The sequence below is a fragment of the Acidovorax sp. sif0632 genome (assembly GCF_019218805.1).
GTDB classification, from domain to species: Bacteria; Pseudomonadota; Gammaproteobacteria; order Burkholderiales; family Burkholderiaceae_C; genus Acidovorax; species Acidovorax facilis.
On sequence record NZ_JAHUWW010000002.1, the window covers coordinates 487,870 to 513,289 of the forward strand.

Annotated in this window: 25 protein-coding genes and 1 riboswitch; of the genes, 18 read left to right on the forward strand and 7 right to left on the reverse strand. The window is 62.7% G+C overall.

Going from position 1 to position 25,420, the window contains the following annotated elements; all coding sequences use genetic code 11:
• The first annotated feature begins 74 nt into the window (after positions 1–74).
• From KW832_RS07400 to KW832_RS07415, 4 genes are all read left to right on the forward strand, one after another.
• The gene (locus KW832_RS07400) at positions 75–1,076 is read left to right on the forward strand and encodes a tripartite tricarboxylate transporter substrate binding protein (protein ID WP_055401430.1); all 1,002 of its coding nucleotides are present in this window, start codon (positions 75–77) and stop codon (positions 1,074–1,076) included.
• Positions 1,077–1,218: 142 nt separating this feature from the next.
• Complete coding sequence (locus tag KW832_RS07405) at positions 1,219–2,022, forward strand: enoyl-CoA hydratase/isomerase family protein (RefSeq protein ID WP_218299407.1); 804 nt, start codon at positions 1,219–1,221, stop codon at positions 2,020–2,022.
• Positions 2,023–2,072: 50 nt separating this feature from the next.
• Positions 2,073–3,626: a malonyl-CoA synthase gene (locus tag KW832_RS07410; RefSeq protein WP_218299408.1), complete on the forward strand. Its 1,554-nt coding sequence runs from the start codon at positions 2,073–2,075 to the stop codon at positions 3,624–3,626.
• Between the two features lie 411 nt (positions 3,627–4,037).
• Positions 4,038–4,466, forward strand: coding sequence for a hypothetical protein (locus KW832_RS07415; RefSeq protein WP_218299409.1), 429 nt, complete (start codon positions 4,038–4,040; stop codon positions 4,464–4,466).
• Between the two features lie 227 nt (positions 4,467–4,693).
• Here the strand turns inward: KW832_RS07415 and KW832_RS07420 are convergent, their stop codons facing one another.
• Both KW832_RS07420 and KW832_RS07425 read right to left on the reverse strand, forming a co-directional pair.
• A complete protein-coding gene (locus KW832_RS07420) occupies positions 4,694–5,392 on the reverse strand; it encodes a LysR substrate-binding domain-containing protein (protein WP_370628645.1) in 699 nt (232 codons plus the stop codon).
• A 137-nt stretch (positions 5,393–5,529) separates the two neighbouring features.
• Complete coding sequence (locus KW832_RS07425) at positions 5,530–5,973, reverse strand: universal stress protein (protein ID WP_055395188.1); 444 nt, start codon at positions 5,971–5,973, stop codon at positions 5,530–5,532.
• A 107-nt stretch (positions 5,974–6,080) separates the two neighbouring features.
• On the opposite strand from KW832_RS07425, the gene KW832_RS07430 reads away from it, so the two are divergent.
• The 9 genes from KW832_RS07430 (at position 6,081) to KW832_RS07470 (ending at position 14,138) form a co-directional block, all read left to right on the forward strand.
• Positions 6,081–8,522 (forward strand): cation-translocating P-type ATPase, encoded by a 2,442-nt coding sequence (locus tag KW832_RS07430; RefSeq protein ID WP_255577627.1) that lies wholly within the window; start codon positions 6,081–6,083, stop codon positions 8,520–8,522.
• Positions 8,522–8,659 carry a cbb3-type cytochrome oxidase assembly protein CcoS gene (gene ccoS, locus KW832_RS07435; RefSeq protein WP_008906189.1) on the forward strand — a complete coding sequence of 46 codons (138 nt, stop codon included), beginning with the start codon at positions 8,522–8,524 and terminating at the stop codon, positions 8,657–8,659. The genes KW832_RS07430 and ccoS overlap by 1 nt, the downstream gene beginning before the upstream one ends.
• A gap of 64 nt (positions 8,660–8,723) precedes the next feature.
• Positions 8,724–10,163: a cytochrome-c oxidase, cbb3-type subunit I gene (gene ccoN / locus KW832_RS07440; protein ID WP_055395190.1), complete on the forward strand. Its 1,440-nt coding sequence runs from the start codon at positions 8,724–8,726 to the stop codon at positions 10,161–10,163.
• Positions 10,164–10,180: 17 nt separating this feature from the next.
• Complete coding sequence (ccoO, locus tag KW832_RS07445; protein WP_055395192.1) at positions 10,181–10,813, forward strand: cytochrome-c oxidase, cbb3-type subunit II; 633 nt, start codon at positions 10,181–10,183, stop codon at positions 10,811–10,813.
• 13 nt (positions 10,814–10,826) lie between these two features.
• A complete protein-coding gene (locus tag KW832_RS07450; protein ID WP_055395194.1) occupies positions 10,827–10,964 on the forward strand; it encodes a cbb3-type cytochrome c oxidase subunit 3 in 138 nt (45 codons plus the stop codon).
• 24 nt (positions 10,965–10,988) lie between these two features.
• Entirely contained in the window at positions 10,989–11,906 is a 918-nt protein-coding gene (gene ccoP / locus KW832_RS07455; RefSeq protein WP_055395196.1) for a cytochrome-c oxidase, cbb3-type subunit III, read from the forward strand.
• Between the two features lie 86 nt (positions 11,907–11,992).
• The gene (ccoG, locus tag KW832_RS07460; RefSeq protein WP_055395199.1) at positions 11,993–13,438 is read left to right on the forward strand and encodes a cytochrome c oxidase accessory protein CcoG; all 1,446 of its coding nucleotides are present in this window, start codon (positions 11,993–11,995) and stop codon (positions 13,436–13,438) included.
• Positions 13,439–13,511: 73 nt separating this feature from the next.
• Positions 13,512–13,793: a FixH family protein gene (locus KW832_RS07465; RefSeq protein WP_055395201.1), complete on the forward strand. Its 282-nt coding sequence runs from the start codon at positions 13,512–13,514 to the stop codon at positions 13,791–13,793.
• A 51-nt stretch (positions 13,794–13,844) separates the two neighbouring features.
• Positions 13,845–14,138, forward strand: coding sequence for a hypothetical protein (locus KW832_RS07470; protein ID WP_055395203.1), 294 nt, complete (start codon positions 13,845–13,847; stop codon positions 14,136–14,138).
• A gap of 68 nt (positions 14,139–14,206) precedes the next feature.
• On the opposite strand, the gene fnr is transcribed toward KW832_RS07470, so the two are convergent.
• Complete coding sequence (fnr, locus tag KW832_RS07475; RefSeq protein ID WP_218299410.1) at positions 14,207–14,929, reverse strand: fumarate/nitrate reduction transcriptional regulator Fnr; 723 nt, start codon at positions 14,927–14,929, stop codon at positions 14,207–14,209.
• A 187-nt stretch (positions 14,930–15,116) separates the two neighbouring features.
• Here fnr and hemN point away from each other — a divergent pair, with 187 nt between their 5' ends.
• A complete protein-coding gene (hemN, locus tag KW832_RS07480; protein ID WP_055395207.1) occupies positions 15,117–16,499 on the forward strand; it encodes an oxygen-independent coproporphyrinogen III oxidase in 1,383 nt (460 codons plus the stop codon).
• 5 nt (positions 16,500–16,504) lie between these two features.
• Positions 16,505–17,263 (forward strand): sulfite exporter TauE/SafE family protein, encoded by a 759-nt coding sequence (locus tag KW832_RS07485; protein ID WP_218299411.1) that lies wholly within the window; start codon positions 16,505–16,507, stop codon positions 17,261–17,263.
• 78 nt (positions 17,264–17,341) lie between these two features.
• Here KW832_RS07485 and KW832_RS25615 read toward each other — a convergent pair whose 3' ends face one another.
• Positions 17,342–17,473 (reverse strand): hypothetical protein, encoded by a 132-nt coding sequence (locus tag KW832_RS25615; RefSeq protein ID WP_255577649.1) that lies wholly within the window; start codon positions 17,471–17,473, stop codon positions 17,342–17,344.
• Positions 17,474–17,483: 10 nt separating this feature from the next.
• Between KW832_RS25615 and KW832_RS07490 the strand changes: the two genes are divergently transcribed.
• Positions 17,484–18,782: an HD-GYP domain-containing protein gene (locus tag KW832_RS07490; protein ID WP_121506922.1), complete on the forward strand. Its 1,299-nt coding sequence runs from the start codon at positions 17,484–17,486 to the stop codon at positions 18,780–18,782.
• Entirely contained in the window at positions 18,779–21,223 is a 2,445-nt protein-coding gene (locus tag KW832_RS07495; protein ID WP_218299412.1) for a bifunctional diguanylate cyclase/phosphodiesterase, read from the forward strand. The genes KW832_RS07490 and KW832_RS07495 overlap by 4 nt, the downstream gene beginning before the upstream one ends.
• 53 nt (positions 21,224–21,276) lie before the next feature.
• Here KW832_RS07495 and KW832_RS07500 read toward each other — a convergent pair whose 3' ends face one another.
• From KW832_RS07500 to KW832_RS07510, 3 genes are all read right to left on the reverse strand, one after another.
• Positions 21,277–22,092, reverse strand: coding sequence for a sulfite exporter TauE/SafE family protein (locus KW832_RS07500; protein ID WP_055395215.1), 816 nt, complete (start codon positions 22,090–22,092; stop codon positions 21,277–21,279).
• Positions 22,093–22,491: 399 nt separating this feature from the next.
• The gene (locus KW832_RS07505) at positions 22,492–22,863 is read right to left on the reverse strand and encodes a cell division protein ZapA (protein ID WP_055395217.1); all 372 of its coding nucleotides are present in this window, start codon (positions 22,861–22,863) and stop codon (positions 22,492–22,494) included.
• A complete protein-coding gene (locus KW832_RS07510) occupies positions 22,860–23,090 on the reverse strand; it encodes a DUF904 domain-containing protein (protein ID WP_218299413.1) in 231 nt (76 codons plus the stop codon). Before KW832_RS07510 ends, KW832_RS07505 begins: the two co-directional genes overlap by 4 nt.
• A 36-nt stretch (positions 23,091–23,126) precedes the next feature.
• A riboswitch (cobalamin riboswitch) is annotated at positions 23,127–23,365 on the forward strand.
• Between the two features lie 81 nt (positions 23,366–23,446).
• Here KW832_RS07510 and KW832_RS07515 point away from each other — a divergent pair.
• Positions 23,447–25,330, forward strand: coding sequence for a TonB-dependent receptor domain-containing protein (locus tag KW832_RS07515; RefSeq protein ID WP_218299414.1), 1,884 nt, complete (start codon positions 23,447–23,449; stop codon positions 25,328–25,330).
• Positions 25,331–25,420 lie beyond the last annotated feature (90 nt).

Consider the following 25,420-nt stretch of genomic DNA (forward strand, 5'->3'; position numbering starts at 1 on the left):
GCCTGGCACGGTTTTGAACGGTGGGGCACCGTAGGCCTGCTTTCCTTTTTTACAACGACGACAGGAGACAAGGAATGAAAGACATGCGAATTCAGCGCCGCGAGGTGCTGCTGGGGGCTGCTGCCACAGGTTTGGGGCTGGCCACGGGCACGGTGCCTGCATGGGCCCAGGCATCGGCCTGGCCCACCAAACCGGTGAACCTGGTGGTGCCGTTCCCTGCGGGCGGCGGCACCGATGCCTTTGCGCGCCCCTTGGCAGCGCAGTTCTCCAAGGCCACCGGCAAGACGCTGGTGATCGACAACCGAGGGGGCGCGGGCGGCACCGTGGGGGCCAGCTTTGCCTCCAAGGCCGCACCAGACGGCTACACGCTCTTCATGGGGGCCGTGCACCACGCGATCGCCCCGTCGATGTACCCCAAGCTCGACTACGACCTGGAGAAGGACTTCATTCCGCTGTTCTTGCTGGCCAACGTGCCCCAGGTGGTGGTGGTCAACCCCAAGAACGTGCCGGTCAACAACTTCCAGCAGTTCATGGACTATGTGAAGCGCAACCCCGCCAAGCTCAATTACGGGTCTGCGGGCGCTGGCACGTCGCACCACCTGGCGGGCGAGCTGTTCAAGCAGCAGACGGGCACCTTCATCACCCACATCCCCTACCGGGGTGCCGGCCCCGCGCTGCAGGACCTGATTGGTGGGCAGGTGGACATGATGTTTGACGGGCTGGGTTCCTCGGCGTCCCACATCAAAGGTGGGCGTATCAAGGCGCTCATGGTGTCGGGCCCCAAGCGCAATGCCGCGTTTCCAGACGTACCCTGCGCCGCCGAAGTTGGCCTGCCCGACTACACCGTCACCACTTGGTACGGCCTGTGGGCACCCAAGGGCACCCCCGCCGATGTGCAGGCGCGCATCGTGGACGAGGTGCGCAAGCTGGGCAGCGCCGACGAACTCAAAACGATCTGGGCCAACAACGGCGCCGAATACGGCGGCATGACCCAGCAGCAGTTTGCGGGCATGGTCAGCAGCGAGGTCAAGCGCTGGGCGGCGGTGGTGAAGGCCTCTGGCGCAAAGCTAGATTAACCCCCCTGAGGCGCTTCGCGCCTTCCCCCTGAAGGGGGACGCCACCCGTGGCCTGGCAAAGCCAGTTCCACGGTGGCACTGGCGATGGCGCGGCGCCAGTTGTTGCGGGCAGTGGACTTTGCAAACGTGATGGGCAACGAATATGTCGGGTGAAGTGTTGATGGAATCGGGTGAGCGTGGTGTGGTGCATGTCATGCTGCGCCACACCGGGCGGCTGAACGCCATGTCGCGTGGCATGTGGCGGCAGCTGCGTGTGGTGTTTGAAGACATCCAGCAGCGCAGCGATGTGCGCTGCGTGCTCATTGCGGGGGAGGGCGATGCCTTCTGTGCGGGCGGTGACATTTCGGAGTACCCCGGCTTTCGGTTTGACGCCGCTGCCTTGCGGGACTTTCATGAGAACGACGTCTGGGGTGGGCTCAACGCCATGCTCCAGTGCGACGTGCCCATCGTGGCGCAGATCCGTGGCGCCTGCATGGGTGCCGGGGTGGAGATTGCCAGCTGCTGCGACATCCGCGTGGCGGGCAGTGGTGCGCGTTTTGGCGCGCCGATTGCCAAGCTCGGTTTCCCGATGGCCCCGCGCGAGGCGCAGCTGGTGGCGGGTGCTGTGGGTGACGTGACCGCACGCCAGATGCTGCTGGAGGCCGCCACCTTCAGCGCCCCTGACATGCTGGCACGCGGCTTTCTGAGCCGTGTGGTGGCCGACGACATGGTGGCCACCGAGGCCCTGGGCAGCGCACAGCGCATCGCCGCACTGGCGCCGCAGGCCGCCCGCATGAACAAGCAGACATTTCGGGCATTAAAAATGCCTCTGGCGCTTGATGGTAAAGCGCAAATAGCTATGAAAAATATAGTAAACGGGGCGCCTGACCCCTATGTCTACGCGGACAGCGCCGAGCACCGCGAAGGCATCACCGCGTTCCTAGAAAAACGCGCGCCGTTGTTTTGACGGGCCCCGCCCGCCTTGTTGATCCAAACCTTTAAAACCGTCCAACTGCCATGAGCCAAAACAACCTCTTCAGCGCCCTGCGCGCAGCCTTCCCGTCTGACCTGGACAGCACCGCCGTCGAGACCATGGCGGCAGACGGCACCCCGCTGTTCTACACCTGGCGCGACCTGGACCGCGCCAGCGCCCGCATCGCCAACCTGCTCGCATCGCTCAAGCTGCCCCAAGGCAGCCGCGTGGCCGTGCAGGTGGAAAAGTCCGTCGAAGCCATGGCCCTGTACCTGGCAACGCTGCGCGCGGGCTACGTGTTCCTGCCACTCAACACCGCCTACCAAAGCGCCGAGATCGAATACTTCATCGGCAACGCCGAGCCCGCGGTGGTGGTGTGCTCGCCCGGCAACTTCGGCTGGGTCAGCAAGATTGCCTTCACGCTGGGCACGCAGCATGTGTTCACCCTGGGCGACGACCGCGCCGGCAGCCTGCTCGAGCGCGCCACCCACCACAGCGATGAGCACCAGGCCGTGGCCCGCAGTGCAGATGACCTCGCCGCCATCCTCTACACCAGCGGCACCACCGGCCGCAGCAAGGGCGCCATGCTCACGCACGGCAACATGCTCAGCAACGCGGTCATGCTCAAAGACTACTGGGGCTGGAAGAAGGGCGATGTATTGATTCACGCCTTGCCCATCTTCCACGTGCACGGCCTGTTCGTCGCCATCCACGGTGCGCTCATCAACGGCAGCAAGATGATCTGGATGGCCAAGTTCGACCCCAAGGCCGTCATCGGCGCCATGCCCCGCGCCACAGTGTTCATGGGCGTGCCCACGCTGTACGTGCGCATGCTGGCCGAGCCCGGCTTGACCAAAGAGGCCGTGAAGAACATGCGCCTGTTCATTGCAGGCTCTGCACCGCTGCTCATCGAAACCTTCAAGGAATGGCAGCAACGCACCGGCCACACCATTCTGGAGCGTTACGGCATGAGCGAAACCATCATGCTCACCAGCAACCCCTACAGCGCCGACAAGCGATACAAAGGCGAGGATGAGCGCCGTGGTGGCACCGTCGGCTTCCCCCTGCCGGGCGTGAGCCTGCGCGTGCAGGGCGACGACGGCAAAGACCTGCCCGTGGGCGAGATCGGCGGCATCCAGGTCAAGGGCCCCAACGTGTTCAAGGGCTACTGGCGCATGCCCGAGAAGACGGCCGAAGAGTTCACGAAGGACGGCTACTTCAAAACCGGCGACGTGGGCAAGGTCGATGAACGCGGCTACGTCCACATCGTGGGCCGCAGCAAAGACCTCATCATCAGCGGCGGCTACAACGTCTACCCCGCAGAGATAGAGGGCTACATCAACGACATGCCCGGCGTGGCCGAGAGCGCCCTGGTCGGCGTGCCGCACCCCGACTTTGGCGAAGTGGGCGTGGCCGTGGTGATTGCCAAGCCCGGCGCCAGCCTGAACGCTGACGCCATCGTGGCCCAGCTCAAGTCCCAGCTCGCGAACTTCAAGATCCCCAAGAAGTGCTTTGTGGTGGCTGAATTGCCTCGCAACACCATGGGCAAGGTTCAGAAGAACCTGCTGCGGGAGCAGTACAAGGGGTTGTTTGTGTGATGCGTTGAGGCGGGTCTTGTGGCCGCCTTTGCATGCCCGCCATCGTGCGGGCCTGATTGGCTCTTATGGGCTCTTGTGGTCTTGGCATGCTGGTATTGGGTGGCGCACTTCAGACTTCAGATGTGAGACCGATTTTTTCGCTTGATCCGCGATGTCTGGGGCGTGCTTCTGTTTAAACATGCGCTCCTGTAGAGCGTAAAGCGCTGAGATGTTCAGGAAGTGCTTGAGAAGTTCGATATGGAAATGCCTTGTCAGCTTCGACTGGTTCGAGCGTTGTCCTCTAAATTTTGTCAGCCCGCGTCAGAGTCCATGGCCATAGCCCACAACCTTTGTCGGTACGCCTGATGTTCATATGACGCTTTGTGGCCTTGGGCCTCCAAGCGCCTCTCGTGTCACCTTTGGGCCACACAGTTGAATCGCCGCATCCTCTCCATCCCCCTCGGAATCGCCCTGATCGCGATCATCGGAGCATCACTCGCCCCTCTTTTTCTGACTCCGAAAGTTTCACCGTGCGCCTACCTCAGCGCACCGGTGCGGTTTCTCAAAATTGATAGCCGCCCGGTGAAAGTAAGTCGAGGCACTCGCCCGTTCCCAGTGGTGGAATACAGCTACGTCGTTTCCGGCACGAGCTATACCAGCACCAGGATGTTTTGCTCAGAAAGCGATGGGTTCAAAGCGAATTGGTCCAAGGTCGACCGCTTCTTTCACGTTGCCAAAAATGGGGGTGAAATTGTGGCGTGGTTTCCACCGTTGTCCCCCGAGTCGGCGTGCATCTCCATCGATGCGGAGTTCGACTACTTCGTGGTGTCAAGCACCTCTTCTCAGTGCCGGGCGGATTGAGGCCTGTCCTTGGCTGGGTGAGCGGGCTTCCCGGCATCGGGTGGAGATGCTGCCGACTCCTTCGTGTTGGAGTTTGGTGACGCAAGAAGTGTTTGCTATGTAATTGATAGCTTGTTGCGCTTTATCTATAAGCGCTAGAGCCTGGTTTTTGCGAAGCAGACTGTTCGCACAAAAACCGGCGGTGCCAGCACACGCAGGTTCACCAACGCACAGGCCTCATCACCCCGCTACGGCAGCGGCAGTAGTGACGGTGTTGGCTTCACCACACCTTGCTGTGGCGCACAAAAGATGCATTCCGGCCCCGCCTCTGTAGTCGCAGGCGCAGCAGCCCCTTCCGCATGGTTGCAGCAGTGCTCCAGCCACCCGGCCACCAGCCGGTACACCGAAATTTTGGTGCGGGCCGTGGGCGCGCAGAGGTAGTAGCCCAGCGGACTGTCAAAGCGGTCTTTCAGGGGCTCGACCAGCGTACCTGCCTGTAGTTCGTCCTCCACCAAACATGTGGGCACAATGCCCACGCCAAAGCCTGAGACTGCTGCCCGGATGATGAGCGAGTAAAGGTTGAAGCCCGGTCCGAAGCGGCTGGCGCTGGTGTCCAGGCCATGGGCTTCCATCCAGTCCTGCCAGGCCAGGGGCACCTCGATGTGTTGCAGCAGCGTGGCGCGCACCATGTCTTCCGGAGTGTGCAGGGGCAGGGCATCGCGCAGTTGGGGATTGCAGACGATGCAGGTCTCTTTGCCGATCAGATAGCGCGCATTGGCGCTGGGCCAGTTGCCGTAGCTGTACTGGATGGCAGCGTCGAACTCGTGCGGCGTCGCAAAGTCGTGCGCGTGCTGGTAGCGCACAAAGTTCAGCGACACCTGCGGCAGCCTGCGCTTGAAGTGGCCCAGGCGCGGAAACAGCCACGGCACCCCAAATTGGGCAAGCACGAGGCGCCGAACATTTGGACGGGAATGAAAAAACACCGAGCGGGCGTCTAGCCTTCTCGGTGTTTTGCTATGTATTTAATAGCTTTTAGCGCTTTATGGACAAGCGCTAGAGCCTGTTTTGATGCTTGAATTTATGCTTAACGCAGCACAAGCACAGGGATGTGCGAGTGCGTCAGCACATGCTGCGTCTCACTGCCCAGCAGCAGGCGCTTGAGGCCCTTGCGGCCGTGCGATGCCATCACGATCAGGTCGCACTTGTGCTTCTTGGCGGCCGAGATGATGGCTTCGGCCACGAGGTCGGACTTGGCGATGACGGCCTTGACTGCCACGCCTTGGGCGTCGCCCTGGGCCTTCACGCCATCGACCATGGCCTGTGCCGCATCGCCCCATTGGGTTTCGATGCGCTTGACGTCGTTGGTATCGACGGGCATGCCGCCCTCGAAGTAACTGCGGGGGTAGCGGGGCACCACCTTGAGGGCCACGGCAGAGGCGCCGGTGAGCGCGGCCAGCGACAGTCCGTGTTCCACGGCCTTGTCGGAAAGGGGTGAGCCGTCCGTTGCGATCAGGATGCGTTTGTACATAAAGGTCTCCTCAAAGTGATGGAACAAGCTTAGGATGAATCATGTTCTGGGACTTGATGCAGGTCAATGTACCTGTCATGTCCGAACGATAGGCTTGAACCATGTCAATGTTTCGACCCGGTGCGCCGGCCTCCTCCCCGGCACATCCGCCCGATGCTGTTTCCAATGCGGAGCCTGCCGCGCACGCCGTGCTGCTGGACGACCCGCAGGAGTGGTCGGCGTTCGGTCGGCCTGTGGGGCCAGCGGGCCAGGCTGCCGAAGATCCCGCCAGCTGTGCCTGGGACTCCCAGGTGGTGCTGGAAGGCATGCACTGCGCGGCCTGTGCCCTCACCATCGAAGATGCCCTGCGCAGCGTACCCGGCGTGCTGCAGGCGGATGTGAGCGCTGCCACGCGCCGTGCGCGCGTGGTGTGGCAGCCCTCCCAGGTGCAGCCCTCGCAGTGGATGGACGCCGTGCACAAGGCAGGCTACCGCGCCATGCCCGCCATGGATGCCTTTGCGCGCGAGCAGCGCCAGCGTGAGAACCGCCGTGCCCTGTGGCGCTGGCTGGTGGCAGGCTTTTGCATGATGCAGGTGATGATGTACGCGTGGCCCGCGTACGTGGCGCAACCTGGCGACCTGACGGGCGAGATGGAGCAACTGCTGCGCTGGGCCTCGTGGGTCATCACGCTGCCCATGGTGGTGTTCTCGTGTGGGCCGTTCTTCAGCAGTGCGCTGCGCGATATTCGCCTGCGCCGCGTCAGCATGGACCTGCCCGTGGCGCTGGGCATGGCCATCACCTTTGTGGTGAGCACGGCGGGCACCTTCGACCCTGTAGGCCTCTTTGGCAAGGAGGTGTACTACGACTCGCTGACGATGTTTGTTTTCTTCCTGCTCACGGGCCGCTGGCTGGAGCTGCGCCTGCGCGACCGCACCGCCGGTGCGCTGGAAGCTGTGATGAATCGCCTGCCCGACAGCGTAGAGCGGCGCACGGCCGATGGCAGCTTTGTACGCGTGGCCACGCGCCGTGTGGTGGTGGGAGACACCATCCGTGTGCTGCCGGGTGAGGCGTTTCCGGCCGATGGGCGCATCACGCTGGGCAGCACGCACGCCGATGAATCCCTGCTGACGGGCGAGTCCACCCCCGTGGCGCGCCCCGTGGGCAGCACGGTCACGGCGGGCAGCTACAACCTGCAGGCGCCGGTGGAGGTGCATGTGGAAGGCACGGGCGGGCAGACCCGCTTCGCCCAGATCGTCGCGCTGATGGAAAGCGCGTCGCTGCAAAAGCCACGCCTTGCCCAATTGGCGGATCGCATTGCGCGGCCGTTTCTGGTGGCGGTGCTCGTGGCAGCGGGCCTGGCTGCGGTGTACTGGTGGCCGTCCGACCCGGGGCATGCCTTGATGGTGGCGGTGGCTGTGCTCATCGTCACCTGCCCCTGCGCGCTGTCGCTGGCCACGCCGGTGGCCATGCTCACCGCAGCTGGCACGCTGGCGCGCCATGGTGTGCTGGTGCGCAACCTGCAGGGGCTGGAGGCACTGGCCCATGTGGACACCGTGGTGTTCGACAAGACCGGCACGCTCACGCGGGACGGCATGGCCTTGCAGGCCGTACACACGGCCCATGGGTGGAGCACGGAAGAGGTGTTGGCTCTGGCGGCGTCTCTGGCGCGCCACTCGATGCATCCTGCATCGCGCGCCGTGGTGGCTGCGGCTGCTGCGCTGGACGATGGTCGCTGGGCGGTGACCGATCTGCAGGAAGAAGCCGGGCAGGGCCTGGTGGCCAGGGTGCACGACAGATTGGGGGCCGGACTGCCCGCGCGCCAGGTCCGGCTGGGGTCTGCGCACCATGCAGGCGTGGCGCCTGAAGAAGCGGGGTCGGCGCTGCAGGTGGTGCTGTCGGAGCAGCATGTCAGCGGCGCAGTGTCCGAGCTGGCCCGTTTCGATCTGGTGGAGGACCTGCGCACAGAGGCACCCGCTGTAGTGGCTGCGTTGGAGCAGGGCGGCGTGGCGGTGCAACTGCTGTCGGGCGACCGCGTGGGCGCGGTGCAACGTGTGGCGGCGCAAGCGGGCATTGCCCAGGCGGCGGGCGAGTGCACGCCCCAGGGCAAGCTGGCTGCGTTGCAGTCCTTGCAGGCCGGTGGCCACCAAGTGGCCATGGTGGGCGATGGGCTGAACGATGGCCCGGTGCTGGCAGGGGCCCATGTTTCGTTTGCATTTGGCCGTGCGGTGCCGCTGGCGCAGTCGCAGGCCGATTTTGTGGTGCTGGGCGACAGCTTGGCACTGGTGCCCCAGACCGTGCTGCTGGCGCGCCGTACCTTGCGTGTGGTGCGCCAGAACCTGTGGTGGGCTGCCGGCTACAACGCGTTGTGTGTTCCGCTGGCGGTGGTGGGCTGGATGCCAGCCTGGTTGGCCGGGCTGGGCATGGCGCTCAGCTCGCTGCTGGTGGTGCTCAATGCCGCGCGCCTTGCGCGCGACCTGCCGGCTTTGCCTGCGCAAGGCGAAGACCTGCGGCCACAACAGGGCGCTGTGCCGATTGATATCTCAAAAACAAGCTGGCTGGAGGCTGCCTGATGGACATTCTTTATCTGCTGATTCCACTGTCCGTGGTGCTGGTGCTGATGATTCTGGCGGGCCTGTGGTGGGCGGTCTACCACGGCCAGTTCGAGAGTGTCGAGCAAGAGGGAGAGCGGATTCTCCGAGACGGTTGACTTGTGTCAATGCCCAAAAAAGCTGACTGCAACAAACTCTTACTGCATTACAAAGAGGTGCCCGATGGATTCTCCAAAAACAAATGCTGCGCACTACAACGATACAGTGGTGCGGCAGTTTTCTATCCTGGCCGTGGTTGTGGGGGTGGTTGGCATGCTGGTGGGCGTCATCATCGCCGCCCAGCTTGCCTGGCCTGAACTCAACTTTGGCATTCCGTGGCTCAGTTATGGCCGCTTGCGACCCTTGCACACCAATGCGGTGATCTTTGGGTTTGGTGGCAGTGCGCTGTTCGCCACCAGTTACTACGTGGTGCAGCGCACCTGCCAGGTTCGCCTGTTTGCCGGGCCCCTGGCGGCCTTCACCTTCTGGGGATGGGTGCTGGTCATTGCCGGGGCCGTCATCAGCCTGCCAATGGGCTACACCCAGGGCAAGGAATACGCTGAACTCGAATGGCCGATTGACATCCTGATCACGCTGGTATGGGTGTCCTATGCCATCGTGTTCTTTGGCACCATCGGTGTGCGCAAGGTCAAGCACATCTATGTGGCCAACTGGTTCTTTGGCGCGTTCATCCTGGCTGTGGCATTGCTGCACGTGGTCAACAGCGCTGCGATCCCGGCTGACCTCATGAAGAGCTACTCGGCCTACGCCGGTGTGCAGGATGCCATGGTGCAGTGGTGGTATGGCCACAACGCCGTGGGCTTCTTCCTGACCGCAGGCTTCCTGGGCATGATGTACTACTTCATCCCCAAGCAGGCGGGACGACCCGTGTATTCGTATCGCCTGTCGATCGTGCACTTCTGGGCCTTGATCTTCACCTACATGTGGGCCGGCCCTCACCACCTGCACTACACCGCGCTGCCTGACTGGACGCAATCGGTGGGCATGGTGTTCTCGCTGATCCTGCTGGCACCCAGCTGGGGCGGGATGATCAACGGCATCATGACCCTGTCGGGCGCATGGCACAAGCTGCGTGACGACCCCATCCTGCGTTTCCTGATCGTGTCGCTGTCGTTCTACGGCATGTCCACGTTCGAAGGTCCGATGATGTCCATCAAGACCGTCAACGCCCTGAGCCACTACACCGACTGGACCGTGGGCCACGTGCACTCTGGCGCATTGGGCTGGGTGGGTCTGATCTCGATGGGCTCGCTGTACTACCTGGTGCCCCGACTGTTTGGCCGCGAAAAGATGCACTCCATCAAGGCCATTGAGCTGCACTTCTGGATGGCCACCATCGGCATCGTGCTGTACATCGCCGCGATGTGGATTGCCGGTGTGATGCAAGGCCTGATGTGGCGCGCCATCAACCCCGACGGCACGCTGACCTACACCTTTGTGGAAAGCGTGAAGGCGACCTATCCGTTCTATGTGATCCGCGTGGCCGGTGGCCTGCTGTATCTGGGTGGCATGTTGGTCATGGCCTGGAATGTGTGGATGACAGCGATCTCGGGCCGTTCGGTCAAGGTGGCGATTCCTGCCGTGAATGCGGCCCACGCCTGAGCCGAAGGAGATAACTCATGTCTAACAACAACCCATCGAATTCGACCGGCTTCTCCCATGAAAAGGTGGAAACCAACAACTTCCTGATGATCGTGCTGATCCTCCTGGTCATCGCCATCGGCGGCCTGGTAGAGATCGTGCCACTGTTCTTCCAGAAGTCCACAACCGAGGCGGTCAAGGGCGTGGAGCCTTACAACGCCATGCAACTGGTGGGCCGCGACGTCTACATCCGTGAAGGTTGCTACAACTGCCACTCGCAGATGATCCGCCCCTTCCGCGCTGAAACCCTGCGCTATGGGCACTATTCGGTGGCGGGTGAGTTTGTGTACGACCACCCCTTCCAGTGGGGCAGCAAGCGCACAGGCCCCGACCTGCACCGCGTGGGAGGCAAGTACAGCGACGAATGGCACCGCATCCACCTGAACAACCCGCGTGATGTGGTGCCCGAATCGAATATGCCTGCCTACCCTTGGCTGGAGAAGAACGCCGTGGACCCCGCCAGCGTGGCGCCGCGCATGAAGGCCCTGCGCACTGTGGGTGTGCCGTACACCGACGAACAGATCGCTGCGTCTGCCGCTGATGTCAAGGGCAAGACGGAGATGGAAGCGCTGATTGCGTACCTGCAAGTCATGGGCCGCGCGCTCAAGTAAAGGAGATATCCCCATGGACATCACCACCATGCGCATTGTGGCCACGCTGGCTTCAATGGCCTGTTTCATTGGCATCTGGGTCTGGGCCTACCGAGGCCGCAACAAGGCCCGGTTCGACGAGGCCGCCCAGCTGCCTTTCGAGCAAGATTGACCTTCACCAGAACGAGAACACCCCATGAGTGACTTCACCAGCAATTTCTGGTCGGTCTTTGTGACCACGCTGACCCTGGTCGGCATCATCGCCTGCGGCATTCTGCTTTGGATGGCAGGCCGCAAGAAGGTGATGGCCACGTCCGACAACACTACCGGCCACGTCTGGGACGAAGACCTGGTCGAGATGAACAACCCCCTGCCACGCTGGTGGGTGTGGCTGTTTGTCATCACCATCATCTTCGGCCTGGGCTACCTGGCCGCCTATCCAGGCCTGGGCAGCTTTTCCGGCAAGCTCAACTGGACACAGAAGGGCGAATACGAGGCTGAGATGGCCAAGGCCAAGGCCGAGCTGGAGCCGCTGTATGCCCGGTTTGCCTCGATGAAGCCGGAAGACATTGCCAAGGATCCTCAGGCCCAGGCCATTGGCGAGCGCCTGTTCATGAACAACTGCGCGCAGTGCCATGGCTCGGACGCCCGGGGTAGCAAGGGTTTCCCCAATCTGGCTGATGGCGATTGGTTGCATGGCGGTGCACCCGAGAAGATCCGTGAAACCATCGAGAAGGGCCGTATCGGCAACATGCCTCCCATGGCTGCCGCAGTGGGCTCCCCCGAAGATGTGCGCAATCTTTCGCACTATGTGCTGAGTCTTTCGGGCAGCCCGCATGACTCGCTGCGTGCTTCGTTGGGCAAGTCCAAGTTCACGGCGTGTGCAGCCTGCCACGGAATGGACGGCAAGGGTAATCAGGCACTGGGTGCCCCCAACCTGACCGACGACATCTGGCTGCATGGCTGGGGCGAGGCGGCCATCACTGCCATGGTCAACAACGGCAAGGTTAACCAGATGCCCGCCCAGGCGGACAAGCTGACGGAAGCGCAGATCGGTGTGCTGTCGGCCTATGTCTGGGGCTTGTCGAACGGCACCCAGGCCGCTGCACGCTGAGCCTTGGCCACTTGGAGCAGTGCCTAGGCACTGCTCCAGGGGGCAGCGCAAACTGAGAACCACGAAGCAAACGGACCGATACCATCATGAACCCACCCAGCGAGCCTGCTCGCAAGGTCATCCCGATAGCGCCGGTTGCGTCCGATGCCTCATCGCAGGGCGAGATTGTTTCCCTGTACGAAGCGCAAAAGAAGATCTACCCGCGTTCCATCAGTGGCCTGTTCGCGCGTTGGCGCTGGGGTATGGTGTTCCTCACGCAGATCGTTTTCTACGGGCTGCCCTGGTTTGAATGGGGGCAGCGCCAGATGGTGCTGTTTGACCTGGGGGCTCGGCGGTTCTACATCTTCGGCCTGGTTCTGTACCCCCAGGATTTCATCTATCTCACGGGCCTGCTCATCATCTCGGCGTTATCGCTGTTCCTGTTTACGGCGGTGGCGGGGCGGCTTTGGTGTGGATTTGCGTGCCCGCAAACGGTCTACACCGAAATGTTCATGTGGATCGAGCACAAGATCGAAGGTGATCGCAGTGCGCGGCTTCGGCTGGACAATGGGCCCTGGACCTTCGAGAAGGTTCGCAAGAAGTTTTTCAAGCAGGTCATCTGGATTGCCGTGGCGTTGTGGACGGGGTTCACGTTCGTGGGCTACTTCGTGCCCATCCGCGAACTCGGGGCAGAGCTGCTGGCGGTGCAGGGTGGCTGGCAGATTTTCTGGGTACTGTTCTATGGCTTTGCCACCTATGGCAATGCCGGCTATATGCGCGAACAGGTGTGCAAATACATGTGTCCCTATGCGCGCTTTCAGAGCGCCATGTTCGACAAGGACACGCTGATCGTTACCTACGACCCAGAACGCGGCGAGCAGCGTGGGCCGCGCAAGAAGAACATCGACTACAAGGCCCAGGGGTTGGGCGATTGCATTGACTGCTCGCTGTGTGTGCAGGTGTGCCCTGTGGGCATCGACATTCGCAAAGGCTTGCAGTACGAATGCATCGGCTGTGGCCTGTGCGTGGACGCCTGCAATACCGTGATGGACAAGATGCAGTATCCGCGCGGGCTCATCCGGTTTTCTACGCAGAACGGCGTGGCCAAACGGTGGAGTCAGTCGCAGATCCTGCGCCGTGTGCTGCGGCCACGAGTGCTGATATACAGCGCGGTTCTGGTGGCCCTGTGCGTAGGCATGATGGCCAGCCTTGTCACACGCACGCCTTTGAAGGTGGATGTGGTGCGTGATCGGGCGGCGCTGTCGCGCATCGTGGCGGGTGGAAAGCTGGAGAACATCTACCGCCTGCAGATCATGAACGCCACTGAAGGCCCCCAGCGCTATCGCATCAGTGTGCGTGGCCTTGAAGGGCTGGAAGTCGCTTCTGATGCCGAGGTGGACATCGGTGCGGCGGAGTCCCGGTGGGTGGCCGTCCGTCTGCAGATACCGTATGGATCAGCCCCTTCAGGATCACATGCCGTGCAGTTCGATGTGCAGGCCTTGGGCGCGGACGCCCATGTGAGCGAAAAATCCGTGTTTCTGGTGCCGCGATAACGCAGCGAGCGACCCGGTGCAAGACCTTCGCGGGTCTCGTTTTGAGCAAGATAATTTTTGAGGAGTAAGCACCATGCCATCCAGTTCCGCCCTCGGCACTGCCCCTTCTGCCGCTGCACCCTGGTGGAGGTTTGGCCATGTTTGGCTGATCATCGCCGGTCCCGTGATCGTGATCATTGCAGGGTTTGTGACCCTGTGGCTCGCGATATCGCGCCCCGACCCCGTGGTCGCGGAAGATTATTACCGCCAGGGCATCGAGATCAACAAGACACTGGCCACCCCAGAAAAAAGCCTGTTGCCAGCCATGAAGGGCCGCAACCACGCTGCCACCCCGGTCCAGGACCAGCCGCGCTGAACCCACCTGGCCGGGCGGCATGCCTGCACGGCCTTACCAGGAGACAAACCAATGTGGATGCAACGCGTGATGTGGATTGCCTGGCCGGCCTTTTTGATGGCCGGTGTGATGGAAATGCTGGTTTTTGCGATGGTGGACCCGCAAGACCTGCACTGGTTTGGGCAGCCGTTGGCATTGTCACGGCAGGGCGTGTACACGCTTGCCTTTTTTGCGTTCTGGATGATCACGATGGCATCCAGCGCGTTGACCACGCTGCTGGCCATGTCACCGTTTGAACTTAACCGTTGCCCGGTTCCCGAAGGCGAGCGTCCCGATGACTGCCGCAAGACATCATCGTGCCCTTGAGCGGTAGTGCCACCTATTGGCTAAGGTCAATGTGGTAAGGACTGCCAGGATGGCAGACGACAGCAGGTTCAGTGGCAGGCTTGCTGGTTGTTCACGATGCGCTTGAGGGCCTCGGTCTCCAGGATGCGCACATGGCGCTGCTTGACCTCGACAATGCCTTCTTCCACGAACTTGGAGAAGGTGCGGCTCACGGTTTCGAGCTTGAGGCCCAGGTAGCTACCGATCTCTTCGCGGGTCATGCGCAGCACGAGCTCGGACTGCGAGAACCCCCGGGCGTGCAGGCGCTGAACCAGGTTGAGCAGGAACGCGGCCAGGCGCTCCTCAGCGCGCATGCTGCCCAGGAGCAGCATCACGCCATGCTCGCGGACAATCTCGCGGCTCATGATCTTGTGCACATGGTGCTGCAATGCGGTGACTTCGCGGGACAGTTCTTCGATGCGGTCAAACGGCATGACGCAGACTTCCGCGTCTTCCAGGGCCACCGCATCGCAGGTGTGGTGGTCATTCACGATGCCATCAAGGCCGATGATCTCGCCTGCCATCTGAAAACCCGTGACCTGGTCACGCCCGTCTTCGGTGGCTACACATGTTTTGAAGAAGCCGGTGCGAATGGCATAGAGCGAGGTGAAGGATTCGCCGTTGCGGAAAAGGGTTCCACCGCGTTTGATCTTGCGGCGAACGGCAACGACCTCGTCAATGCGTTGCAGCTGTTCCTCGCTCAGCCCCACCGGCATGCACAGCTCGCGCAGGTTGCAGTTGGAGCAGGCGACTTTGATGGTGAGCGGGTTCATAGGAACAGAGGCTGGGTAAGGTTTGAGCATATCGCCCCATATGCCTAACAGGCTGGGCCTTTGGGTGCGGGTGGGCGACTGATGTGCATCAAATTGTCGCTGTTCGTCCCGGCCCATCACTTGATGCAGGTCAAGGACATGGAGTGCAGCTTACGGCACAGTCGAAGTGTACGCAAGGAATTTGCCCATGACCGCTGTTTCGCCCGAGCTGCTGCGCCGTTTCGACGTGCCAGGGCCCCGTTATACCTCTTACCCAACAGCTGACCGTTTCGTCGAGGCCTTTGGGCAGGACGACTACGCGCTTGCCTTGGAGCAGCGCAGGCTGGGCTCCATGACGAAGGCCTTGCCGCTGTCTTTGTACGTGCACATCCCCTTTTGCGAGTCCCTTTGTTACTACTGCGCCTGCAACAAGATCATCACCAAACACCATGATCGGGCAGAGGTGTATTTGCGGTATTTGAGCCGCGAGATTGACTTGCACACAGCACACTGCGGCACGGGGCAGGTGGTGAGTCAGCTTCACCTGGGTGGTGGCACGCCCACTTTTCTATCGGACGAGGGCTTGCGGGAGCTGATGGGCATGCTCAAACGCAGCTTTTCGTTGGCGCCGGGCGGGGAGTATTCGATTGAGGTGGACCCTCGCACCGTCAATGCGGACCGCCTTGCAGTGCTGGCGGAACTGGGATTCAACCGACTGAGCTTTGGGGTGCAGGATTTCGATCCTGAGGTTCAAAAGGCCGTTCACCGCATACAGCCTGCCGAGCAGGTGTTTTCGCTGGTGGAGTCCGCACGTTCGCTGGGTTTTGAATCCATCAATGTGGATTTGATCTACGGCCTGCCTCGGCAGACGCCAGAGTCGTTTGACCGCACGCTGGCCCAGGTTACGCAGCTGCGGCCTGACCGTATCGCGTTGTACGCGTATGCCCATCTGCCAGAACGTTTCAAGCCTCAGCGCCGTATTGTTTCGGCCGAGTTGCCAGCGGCTGCAGGCAAGGTGTCGATGCTCTCCCGTTCGCTGGACGCCTTCATGGATGCTGGGTACGTGTATGTGGGCATGGACCACTTTGCATTGCCTGAGGATGCATTGGCAGTCGCCAAGCGCCAGGGGCGTCTGCACCGCAACTTCCAGGGCTACAGTACGCAACCTGATTGCGACCTGATCGGCTTGGGGGTGTCTGCGATTGGCCGGGTCGGAGCCACCTACAGCCAAAATGCCAAGACCCTGGATGAGTATTACGATTTTCTGAATCAGGGGCGCCTGCCCGTCGTTCGTGGGTTGGCCCTGACGCGCGACGATCTTGTGCGCCGCGCCGTCATCATGGCCTTGATGTGCCAAGGCGAGCTGTTGTTTGAGCCCATGGAGCAAGCGTGGTTGATCGACTTTCGCCACTACTTCTCTGCGGAGCTGGCGCAACTGGAAACCATGGCCGAGCAGGGGCTTGTGGTGGTGCGGCCCGATGGGGTCGAGGTCACTGCCATGGGCTGGTTCTTTGTGCGTGGCATTGCCATGGTCTTTGACCGTTACCTGCAGGCTGACCGCAACCGCGCCCGTTTTTCGCGCATCATCTGATCCTCATGATTGCTACGGTCGCCTCAACCGCCTTGCTGATGGGGCTCGTTGGCGGGTCCCATTGTTTGGTCATGTGTTCTGCGCCTTGTGGGGCATTGATCGGGCAGGGCGGTGTGGGCATGGCGTCCACAGCCGGTGGCGATGCGCAGCCACAGGCAACTCCCCCGACGGTGCAGACAGTGCAGTGGGTGCCCCGTGGCGGTGTCATTCGGCGCGCCGTCGCTTTTCATGCTGGCCGCTTGGCCGGGTACGCTGTGGCGGGTGGCTTGGCTGCATGGGCCATGGACAGTCTGGCATGGTTGACCCAGCAGACCGTGGCACTTCGCCCTGCGTGGACCCTGATGCATGTTGCGGTGATGGCGTGGGGTTTGATGATGGTGATCCAGGCGCGCCAGCCCCTGTGGGTAGAGCAGGCGGGCCGTACCGTATGGGCGCGTGTGCGGCCTCTGGTCAGTGCACCAGGCGGGGTTCTGGTTGCTGGTGGGCTTTGGGCCTTGATGCCCTGTGGCCTGCTCTATTCCGCGCTGCTCGTGGCTGCGTTGAGCGGAGGGCCTCTGGAAGGGGCGCTCAGCATGGCGCTTTTTGGCCTGGGCAGTGGTGTGTGGCTGGTGGGCGGGCCCTTGGTGTGGATTCGGTTGAAAGCAGGGGTCAATGCGAAACGTGCGGACTGGGGAACGCGCATCGCAGGAGGTTTGCTGTGCGCCGTGGCCAGTTGGGCACTCTGGATGGACCTGATCTACAAACCGTCGTTGTGGTGCCGCTAGCCAGCAGTTCTCCGATTCGCAAGCTGCGGTGCGACGGGGTTCGGGAGGCCTCGTAAATCCATGTCTATACAAGGGTGATCAACGCTTGCCCTTGGTGAGAAAGGCAAGTGTTGCCATGCCGCTGCGGCGCAGGCGCACTCCTTCGACAAGACCCTCGATCTGGCGATAATCTGTGTAACTATTGGTGGCATTGACGTCGCCATGTTTCACACGCCTTGAAGTGAACTCCTCCATCCTCATCGACATCAGCCAACTGCGTGTCGGCATGTACATCCAGCTCGACGTGGGTTGGTTGCACCATCCGTTCCCGGTGAGCAGCTTTCGTGTGGCGGCGGCGGAGCAGATTGCCACCTTGCGTGAGCTGGGGCTCACCGAGGTGCGGTACTTTCCCAAAAAGAGCGATCCAGAACTGAGGGAACTCGTGCCTGCAGCCTGGAGCGTGCCGGAAATGAAGGCATCGTCTTCGAGTGCACCTGAGGCTGCGACAGCTACTGCCACGGTGGACCCAGAGGCGCAGCGCAGGCGTGAATTGCTGGAGGCCCAGAACCGGACGCTGGCGGCCTGCAATCAGCGGTTTGGGGAGGCCACGCGGCAATACCAGGCGCTGGAGCGTGTCGTCTCGGAGCACCCCGACCAGGCCCGTACCAAAGGCGAAACGCTGGTGTCAGGTTGCGTGGCCGAACTCCTGGAAAACGGTGATTCTGTCATCCGGCTGTTGTCGGAAGGGGTGGGCGAGCGCAATGCCCTGCACCCGATCAACGTGATGGTGATCTCTTTGCTGCTGGGCCGTGCGTTGGGCATGAAAAGTGCCGAGCTGCACGACCTTGGCATTGCCGCGCTGATTCATGATCTGGGCAAGCTCAAGCTGCCGCCGAATCTCAGGCAACCTACGCCCTCCATGATTCCGATGGAGCGTACGCGTTACGAGACCCATGTGGCTGAGTCCGTGACACTGGCCACGCGCATGGGGCTGCCCGAACCTGTGATTACCGCCGTTGCTCGGCACCATGAGATGGCCGATGGCAGTGGGTTTCCACTGCGGTTGTCGGGGTCCGATCTGGGGCGCGCGAGCCAGGTGCTCGCCCTCGTCAATCGCTACGATCGCATGTGCAATCCCGCCAATGGAGTGGATGCGCTCACACCCCACGAGGCTTTGTCGGTCATCTTTGCACAGCTCAAGGCGCGCTTCGATTCCGTGGTGCTCGGGGCGTTCATCCGCATGATGGGGGTGTACCCGCCGGGCTCCATCGTCCAGCTGGTGAACGACCGCTATGCGATTGTTGCCTCGGTCAACTCTTCGCGCCCGCTGCGGCCCAAGGTCATCGTCCATGACTCCCGGGTGCCCAAGGATGAGGCTCCTATTCTGGACCTGGAAACTGTGCCCGAGCTGGGTATCCGGCGCAGCCTCAAGCCTGCGCAACTGCCGCGCGATGCGCTGGACTACCTCTCTCCGCGGCAGCGTATCTGTTACTTTTTCGAGCGTGCGGTCAGCCCCGGTCCCGAAGAGGCAGGGTCGTGACCGTTTCGCAGTCCCACGGCTGGCTCGACGGATTACAGGAGGCCGTCTGGCTGGTCGATGAGACCAGTCTGCTCATCCTTCACGCGAATGCCGCCGCGCAGCGGCTGGTGGGCTTGCCTGTGGCCGAGATGGTGGGTACGCCCGTGTTGCGTCTGGCCTCCACACCGCAGGACATGGCGTTCTGGGGGGAGTCGGCCCAGGTGGTTGCAGATGGCATTCATTCCCACACCAGCCTTTTGCGCGCTGACGGCACCCTGGTTCCGGTCAATCGTCAGGTGACGCGCGTTCCTGCAGAGGTCGCTTCTGGCACGGTCTTCATGCTGACCATGCTGGATCGCAGTGTCCAGGAATCGACCGAGCGCGAGCTGGAAACTTTGCTGTCTGAGCTGCGCGCCACGCTGGATTCTGCCGCTGACGGCATGCTCGTGTGCAGCCTCGATGGCCGGGTGCGGGCTTTCAATCAGCGGCTTGCGCAACTGTGGAATATTCCGCGCGATTTGCTGGTGCGGCGCGACGATGCGGCTGTCTATGCGCACATGGAGGCCCAGGTTGAGAACGCACGTGCCTATGCGGAGCGTTTGGCTGCCATCGCCCGAGAGCCGATGCAGGAGAGCACCGACATTCTGGTGTTGCGAAATGGCTTGGTGCTGGAGTTGCGCACCGTGCCGCAGTTCAGCCAGGGGCGGCCCGTGGGGCGGGTGTATTCGTACCGGGACATCACCCGCCAGACCGAGATACAGGCCAGCCTGAGACTGGCCGCACGGGTGTTCGAGTCCAGCCTGGACGCCATCTTCATCGCCGACAGCCAGCACCGGGTCTTGCGCATGAACCCAGGCTGCGAGCGGCTGGTGGGGCCGTCTGCCAAATCGTTTGAAGGGTGCCTGGCGGCGTCGTTGTTCGGTGGCGGGTCGGACGCGGCTTTCATGGAGCAGGTGCTGCAGGGGTGGGCCAAGGAGGGTTTCTGGGAAGGCGAGCTGTGGCTGCCCCGTGACAACGGCACCTATTGCGCAGTGCAGTTGTCATGGGTGGCGCTGCGCGACGACGAAGAGCGTCTGGTGCAGAGCATCGGCTTCATGCGGGATCTGACGCTGCAGCACGCCGCCCAGAAGCGCATTGAGGAGCTGGCCTACAGCGACGTACTCACGGGCCTGCCCAACCGTCTGCTGCTGTCGCAGCGTGTGGACACTGCCATCCAGGGGGCGCGCCAGAGCGACACGGGCTTTGCCATCCTGTTTCTGGATCTCGACCGCTTCAAGATCATCAATGACTCCCTCGGCCACCCTTTCGGTGACCGCGTGCTGCAACTGGTGGCCGAGCGCCTGCAGGCCTGCCTGCGCCAGACGGACATGTTGTGTCGACTGGGTGGCGATGAATTTGTCATCTACCTGCATGGCGGTGATGCCGTGGTGGCTGAGAGCGTGGCGCGCCGCATCCTGGACGACATGCTCAAGCCCTTCATGCTTGACGGCATGGGCTTCTCCATCCAGTGCAGCATTGGCATGGCGCTGTACCCACAGGATGGTGCGACGCTGGACGATCTCATCAAGCAGGCTGACACGGCCATGTACCGTGTCAAAGAGCGCGGCCGGGGCAGCTATGGCTTTTACCAGCCGCAGATGAATGCCAATCTGCTGTCGCGCATGCAGATGGAGCATGCGATGCGCCAGGCGCTGGGGCTTGACCGCATGGCGGTGCACTACCAACCGCAGGTCAACATGGTCACCGGGCGCATCACGGGGGCCGAAGCGCTGATCCGCTGGACCGACCCGGAGTTCGGTGCAGTATCACCCGGGCAGTTCATCCCCCTGGCGGAGGAGTCTGGCTACATCGTGACGCTGGGCGCGTGGGTCATGGAGCAGGCCGTGCGTGAGGCTGCGGTGTGGATGCACAGTGGCATGCCGATCATGATTTCGGTGAACGTGTCGGCGCTGGAGTTCCGGCAGCCTGATTTCGTGGACCGCATCACCCGGCTGCTGGCGGTGCACCAGCTGCCGCCCACGCTGCTGGAGCTGGAGCTGACGGAAACCATCCTGCTGCAGGATGCACAGGAAATGGAGCAGCGCCTGCGTGTGCTCGCCGGGCTTGGCATCGGACTCGCTATCGACGATTTCGGCACCGGGTATTCCAGCCTGGCGTACCTGAAGAAGCTGCCGATCCACAAGCTCAAGATTGACCAGTCCTTTGTGCGTGGCCTGCCTGACGATGATGGAGACCGGGCCATCGTGAGTGCCATCATCAGCATGGGGCGTGCCATGCACATTGAGGTGGTGGCAGAGGGGGTGGAAACAGAAACCCAGCAGGCGGTGTTGCTGCAGATGCAGTGCGACCACTACCAGGGATTTCTCTGCGCGCCAGGGCTTCCTGCCCAGGAGTTTCGCGCCATGCTTGCCAGGCCCTTGCCTTTGAAAGCGCGGGGCCGGCGCAGTTCGGTCCAGAACTAAGGCAACCTGGTGCTACGGCACCCCCCGGTAGTATGGAGGTCGACCAGAGACGCTTAAAACGCCGCGATGCCCTTCCAGAGCATGTACGCCGCCAGTCCGAACAACAGCGATGCGAATACACGCTTGAGCTGCTTGACTGGCAGGCTGTGTGCTGCTTTGGCGCCCAGTGGCGCGGTGAGCACGCTGCAGGTCGCTATCACGGCCAGGGCTGGGAGCCAGATGTAGCCCAGCGAGGCGGTTGGCAATCCCTCCACGTTCTGCCCTCCGATCACATAGCCCACCACGTTGGCCAGTGCGATGGGAAAACCCAGCGCCGCACTGGTGGCTACCGCATTGTGGATGGGCACGTTGCACCAGGTCATGAACGGCACGCTCACGAACCCGCCACCAGCACCCACCAGGCCCGACAGGAATCCGATTACGCCACCTGCCGCCACCTGGCCTGCACCACCGGGCATCTGGCGCGTGGGGGCGGGTTTTTTGTCCAGAAACATCTGTGTGGCCGAAAAACTCACGAACAAGGCGAAGAAGATGGCAAGGAACGAACCCTTGAGCAGCGCAAACACGCCCAGGCTCGCAATGAAACCACCGAGCACGATGCCAGGCGCCAGCCGCTTGACGATGTCCCAGCGCACGGCGCCGCGCTGGTGGTGGGCCCGCACACTGGAGATCGACGTGAACATGATGGTGGCCATCGAGGTGGCAATCGCCATCTTCACCGCCAGATCGGGTGCGACCTTTTGCGCGCCCAGGATGTAGGTCAAGAACGGGACCAGCAGCATCCCGCCGCCAATGCCCAGTAGGCCCGCCAGAAAACCTGTGGCCAAGCCCAGGACACCGAGTTCAACAATCAGCAGGGGATCGAGCATGGCGCGACGTCAGACAAAGTGGTGGAAAGAGGGGAGGGAAGGCGGGGAGATGCCCTGTCGGAGATGCTGCAGCGTGGGGTTGCGTGGACAGGGGCATGGAGAAGAAGGTGTCTGCGAATGCCACCGGACTCTCATCCTGAACCGGGGGTTCAGGTGGGCGAGGGCAGCCAAGCGTTGGGTTCATCTGACGCGAGATGATCACGCTCACCGGGCAATGTACCAAGCCCGAGCTCGTTGAGCATTGGTTCAAGGAAATATAAAGCCCGGCGGCTTCGCAGACACCGCCATTGTAGGCGCTGCCTGCACGGGTTGAGTGTCTGGGGCCATGTAAAGCCCGTAAGCCTTGAGGGGTGCAGATCGGGGGCAATCCGTTAGGCTTGGCGCTGTGCTGGGGGGCTGTCAAAGAAGGCGGCCGTCGTCGCCCAATGCCTGATCCAGGCGCTGCACCAGGGCATGAAGGCGCTGCTGGTCTTCGTCGGGTAGGAGGGTTTCCTGCGTACCCGTGCTGGCAGCGGTTGCGATGGTGGTGCTGGCTGTTTTGGCGGCGGCACCTGCTGCCAGGTCGGCAGCCTCGCGGTCGGCGATTTCGAAAGCCAGGTTCAAGGCCGCCAGCACCGCAATGCGTTCGCGGGCGCGGACCTTGCCCGCATCGCGGATGCGGATCATCGCGGTATCGACACGCTCCACAGCATCCAGCAGGCGGCTTTCGTGGCCCTCGGGGCAGGTCAGCAGGTAGCTTTGCTGCAGGATCTGCACCTCGATTTGCTTCATTCGACTTCCTTGGTGACAGCGGCAGGGGCTGCGGCGGGCAGGCGCTCCAGCAGTGCATCCACGCGGGCGCGGGCGGCACTGAGGCGGGATTTGAGGGAGTCCCGTTCTTGCGTCAGCGCGGCCACCTGATCGGTCAGCAGCGCGTTGGTGCGTTGCAGTTCTGCGTGGCGCAGCAGCAGGCGGTCGACGCGCTCGGCGATCTGGTCAGTGGGGGACGGTGTTGCCATACAGCCCCCGATTGTAGGGTTGCAGGCTGTAAACAGCCGTAAAATCGCGCGGTTGGTGCTCGCGGTGTGGTTCACATGCCGCAGTTCAACGGGAAGCAGGGAGGCGCAGTACCACCGGTACACGCCCAGCCTGCGCTGCCCCCGCAACGGTCAGCGGACGAGTCTTTCGACTCTCTCTCCATCCATACGCCACTGAGCGCCTTGAACAAGCGCATGGGAAGGCATTGGGGGGTGTTCCGCCAGCCCGGATACCGGCCAACACGGTGGCTGCGTGCGCCCTTTTTTGGAGCTGCGCGGCTGTATCACCCACATGCTGGCGGGAGGCCGGCCCGGGTTGTTTGTTGACGATGATCCCCATGAAAATCCGTACCCTTCGTGCGCGCCCTGTGGCGCTGCTGCGCCTGCCTGCCCACCGTGTGGCCCTGTTGACCCTGGCGGTGGGCAGCGCCTGCAGTGCGCTGGCCCAGAGTGCCCCGGCAACCGGCGAACTGCTGGCCCAGAACCTGCGCGCGCCCTCGCTCGCCGAAACCGTGGTGGCCGCCACGCGCACGCCGCAGCCGCTGTCCGACCTGGTGGCCGACATCTCCATCGTGGACCGCGAAACCATCGAAAGCAGCGGCGCCACCGGCCTGGCCGACCTGCTGGCCCGTCTGCCGGGTGTGGAGTTCTCGCGCAATGGCGGCCCGGGTGCCACCACGGGTGTATTCCTGCGCGGTGCTGAATCGCGCTTCACAGCGGTGTATATCGACGGGGTGCGCATCGATTCGCAGTCCACCGGGGGGGCGCCGTGGGAGAGCATTCCACTCGGCCTCATCGATCGCATCGAAGTGCTGCGCGGCCCCGCAGGCGCCGTATACGGATCGGATGCCATGGGCGGCGTGGTGCAGATTTTCACCAAGCGCGGCGAGAACGGCACGGCGCCGTATGTGGGCGTGGGCATTGGCAACCACAACACCACCAAGGTGGAGGCCGGCATCAGCGGGGCCAGCGGCACCGTGGACTACGCGCTGGGCTTTGCGCGCGATGACAGCAAGGGCTTCAACGCCCGCACGGTGGCCACCCAGAACCCTGACCGCGACGGCTACCGCACCACGGCAGGCCATGCCCGAGTGGGCCTGCAGGTCGATGCGGCGCACCGGCTGGAGGGAACGCTCATGGTCAATGACTCCAACAGCGGCTACGACAGCGGGCTGGGCAAGGACGACCGCAACTTGCACACCATGCACGCCCTGGGCCTCAACTGGATTGCCCAGTGGAGCAGCGCTTACAAGACGCGCTTGTCCATCACCGACTCGCGCGATGAATACGAAACCCGCCCCTCGCCCTACCTGAGCGACACGCGCCTGCGTGGCTACTACTTCCAGAACGAATGGCGCCAGGGCGCGCAGTTGGTCACGGCCGCGCTGGAGCGCCGCGAAGACCGTCTCGAAAACGCCCCCATCGATGCCAAGCGCTCGCAAGACGCGCTGGCCCTGGGCTACGGCTACAACGCTGCAGGCCACACCGTGCAGCTCAATCTGCGCCACGACTCGGACAGCGAATTCGGTGGCAAGAGCACTGGCAGCGTGGCCTACGGCTACGCCATCACCCCGCAGTGGCGCGCTACGGCGTCGGTGGGCACGGCCTTCCGTGCGCCCACGCTGTACCACCGCTTCAGCGAATATGGCGTGGCCACGCTGCGCCCCGAAAGCAGCCGCAATGCCGAAGTGGCGCTGCGCTACGCCCAGGGCAACAGCACGTTCTCGGCCACGCTGTTTCGCAACCGTGTGAGCAACCTGATTTCGTTCTCTGGCCCCGGCACCTGCCTGTCGGACTTTGGCTGCTACGCCAACACGGCCCGGGCCGAATACAAGGGCGTGACGTTTGCGGGATCGCACCGCCTGGGCGATGTGCAGCTGCACGGCTCCATCGACCTGCAGCGCCCGCGTGACCTGGACACCGGCAAGCAGCTGGCGCGCCGTGCCAAGCAGCACGCTACCTTCGGCGCGGACACCCGCCTGGCGGGGTGGACCGTGGGCGCCGAAGTGCAGGCATCCGGCCGCCGCTTCGACACCGTGGCCAACACCAATGTGCTGGGTGGCTACACGCTGGTCAACCTGTACGCCAGCACCCGCATTGCGCGCGACTACACACTGCTGGCCCGCATCGACAACCTGGCCGACAAGGACTACCAGCTGGCCCGCACCTACGCTACCGCAGGCCGCACGGTGTACGTCGGTGTGAAGTGGGCACCGCAGTGAAGCCCCCCCTGAGTCGCTGCGCGCCTTCCCCCCGGAGGGGGGACGCCACCCGTGGCCTGGCGGAGCCAGTTCCACGGTGGCACTGGCTTG

Coding starts and splice junctions, on each gene's coding strand:
- ccoN (WP_055395190.1), top strand. CDS start 8,724: ATGGATTCTCCAAAAACAAATGCTGCGCACTACAACGATACAGTGGTG.
- ccoP (WP_055395196.1), top strand. CDS start 10,989: ATGAGTGACTTCACCAGCAATTTCTGGTCGGTCTTTGTGACCACGCTG.
- hemN (WP_055395207.1), top strand. CDS start 15,117: ATGACCGCTGTTTCGCCCGAGCTGCTGCGCCGTTTCGACGTGCCAGGG.
- KW832_RS07410 (WP_218299408.1), top strand. CDS start 2,073: ATGAGCCAAAACAACCTCTTCAGCGCCCTGCGCGCAGCCTTCCCGTCT.
- KW832_RS07470 (WP_055395203.1), top strand. CDS start 13,845: ATGTGGATGCAACGCGTGATGTGGATTGCCTGGCCGGCCTTTTTGATG.
- KW832_RS07485 (WP_218299411.1), top strand. CDS start 16,505: ATGATTGCTACGGTCGCCTCAACCGCCTTGCTGATGGGGCTCGTTGGC.
- ccoO (WP_055395192.1), top strand. CDS start 10,181: ATGTCTAACAACAACCCATCGAATTCGACCGGCTTCTCCCATGAAAAG.
- KW832_RS07450 (WP_055395194.1), top strand. CDS start 10,827: ATGGACATCACCACCATGCGCATTGTGGCCACGCTGGCTTCAATGGCC.
- KW832_RS07405 (WP_218299407.1), top strand. CDS start 1,219: ATGTCGGGTGAAGTGTTGATGGAATCGGGTGAGCGTGGTGTGGTGCAT.
- ccoG (WP_055395199.1), top strand. CDS start 11,993: ATGAACCCACCCAGCGAGCCTGCTCGCAAGGTCATCCCGATAGCGCCG.
- ccoS (WP_008906189.1), top strand. CDS start 8,522: ATGGACATTCTTTATCTGCTGATTCCACTGTCCGTGGTGCTGGTGCTG.
- KW832_RS07400 (WP_055401430.1), top strand. CDS start 75: ATGAAAGACATGCGAATTCAGCGCCGCGAGGTGCTGCTGGGGGCTGCT.
- KW832_RS07500 (WP_055395215.1), bottom strand. CDS start 22,092: ATGCTCGATCCCCTGCTGATTGTTGAACTCGGTGTCCTGGGCTTGGCC.
- KW832_RS07430 (WP_255577627.1), top strand. CDS start 6,081: ATGTTTCGACCCGGTGCGCCGGCCTCCTCCCCGGCACATCCGCCCGAT.
- KW832_RS07465 (WP_055395201.1), top strand. CDS start 13,512: ATGCCATCCAGTTCCGCCCTCGGCACTGCCCCTTCTGCCGCTGCACCC.
- fnr (WP_218299410.1), bottom strand. CDS start 14,929: ATGAACCCGCTCACCATCAAAGTCGCCTGCTCCAACTGCAACCTGCGC.
- KW832_RS07505 (WP_055395217.1), bottom strand. CDS start 22,863: ATGAAGCAAATCGAGGTGCAGATCCTGCAGCAAAGCTACCTGCTGACC.
- KW832_RS07425 (WP_055395188.1), bottom strand. CDS start 5,973: ATGTACAAACGCATCCTGATCGCAACGGACGGCTCACCCCTTTCCGAC.
- KW832_RS07510 (WP_218299413.1), bottom strand. CDS start 23,090: ATGGCAACACCGTCCCCCACTGACCAGATCGCCGAGCGCGTCGACCGC.
- KW832_RS07515 (WP_218299414.1), top strand. CDS start 23,447: ATGAAAATCCGTACCCTTCGTGCGCGCCCTGTGGCGCTGCTGCGCCTG.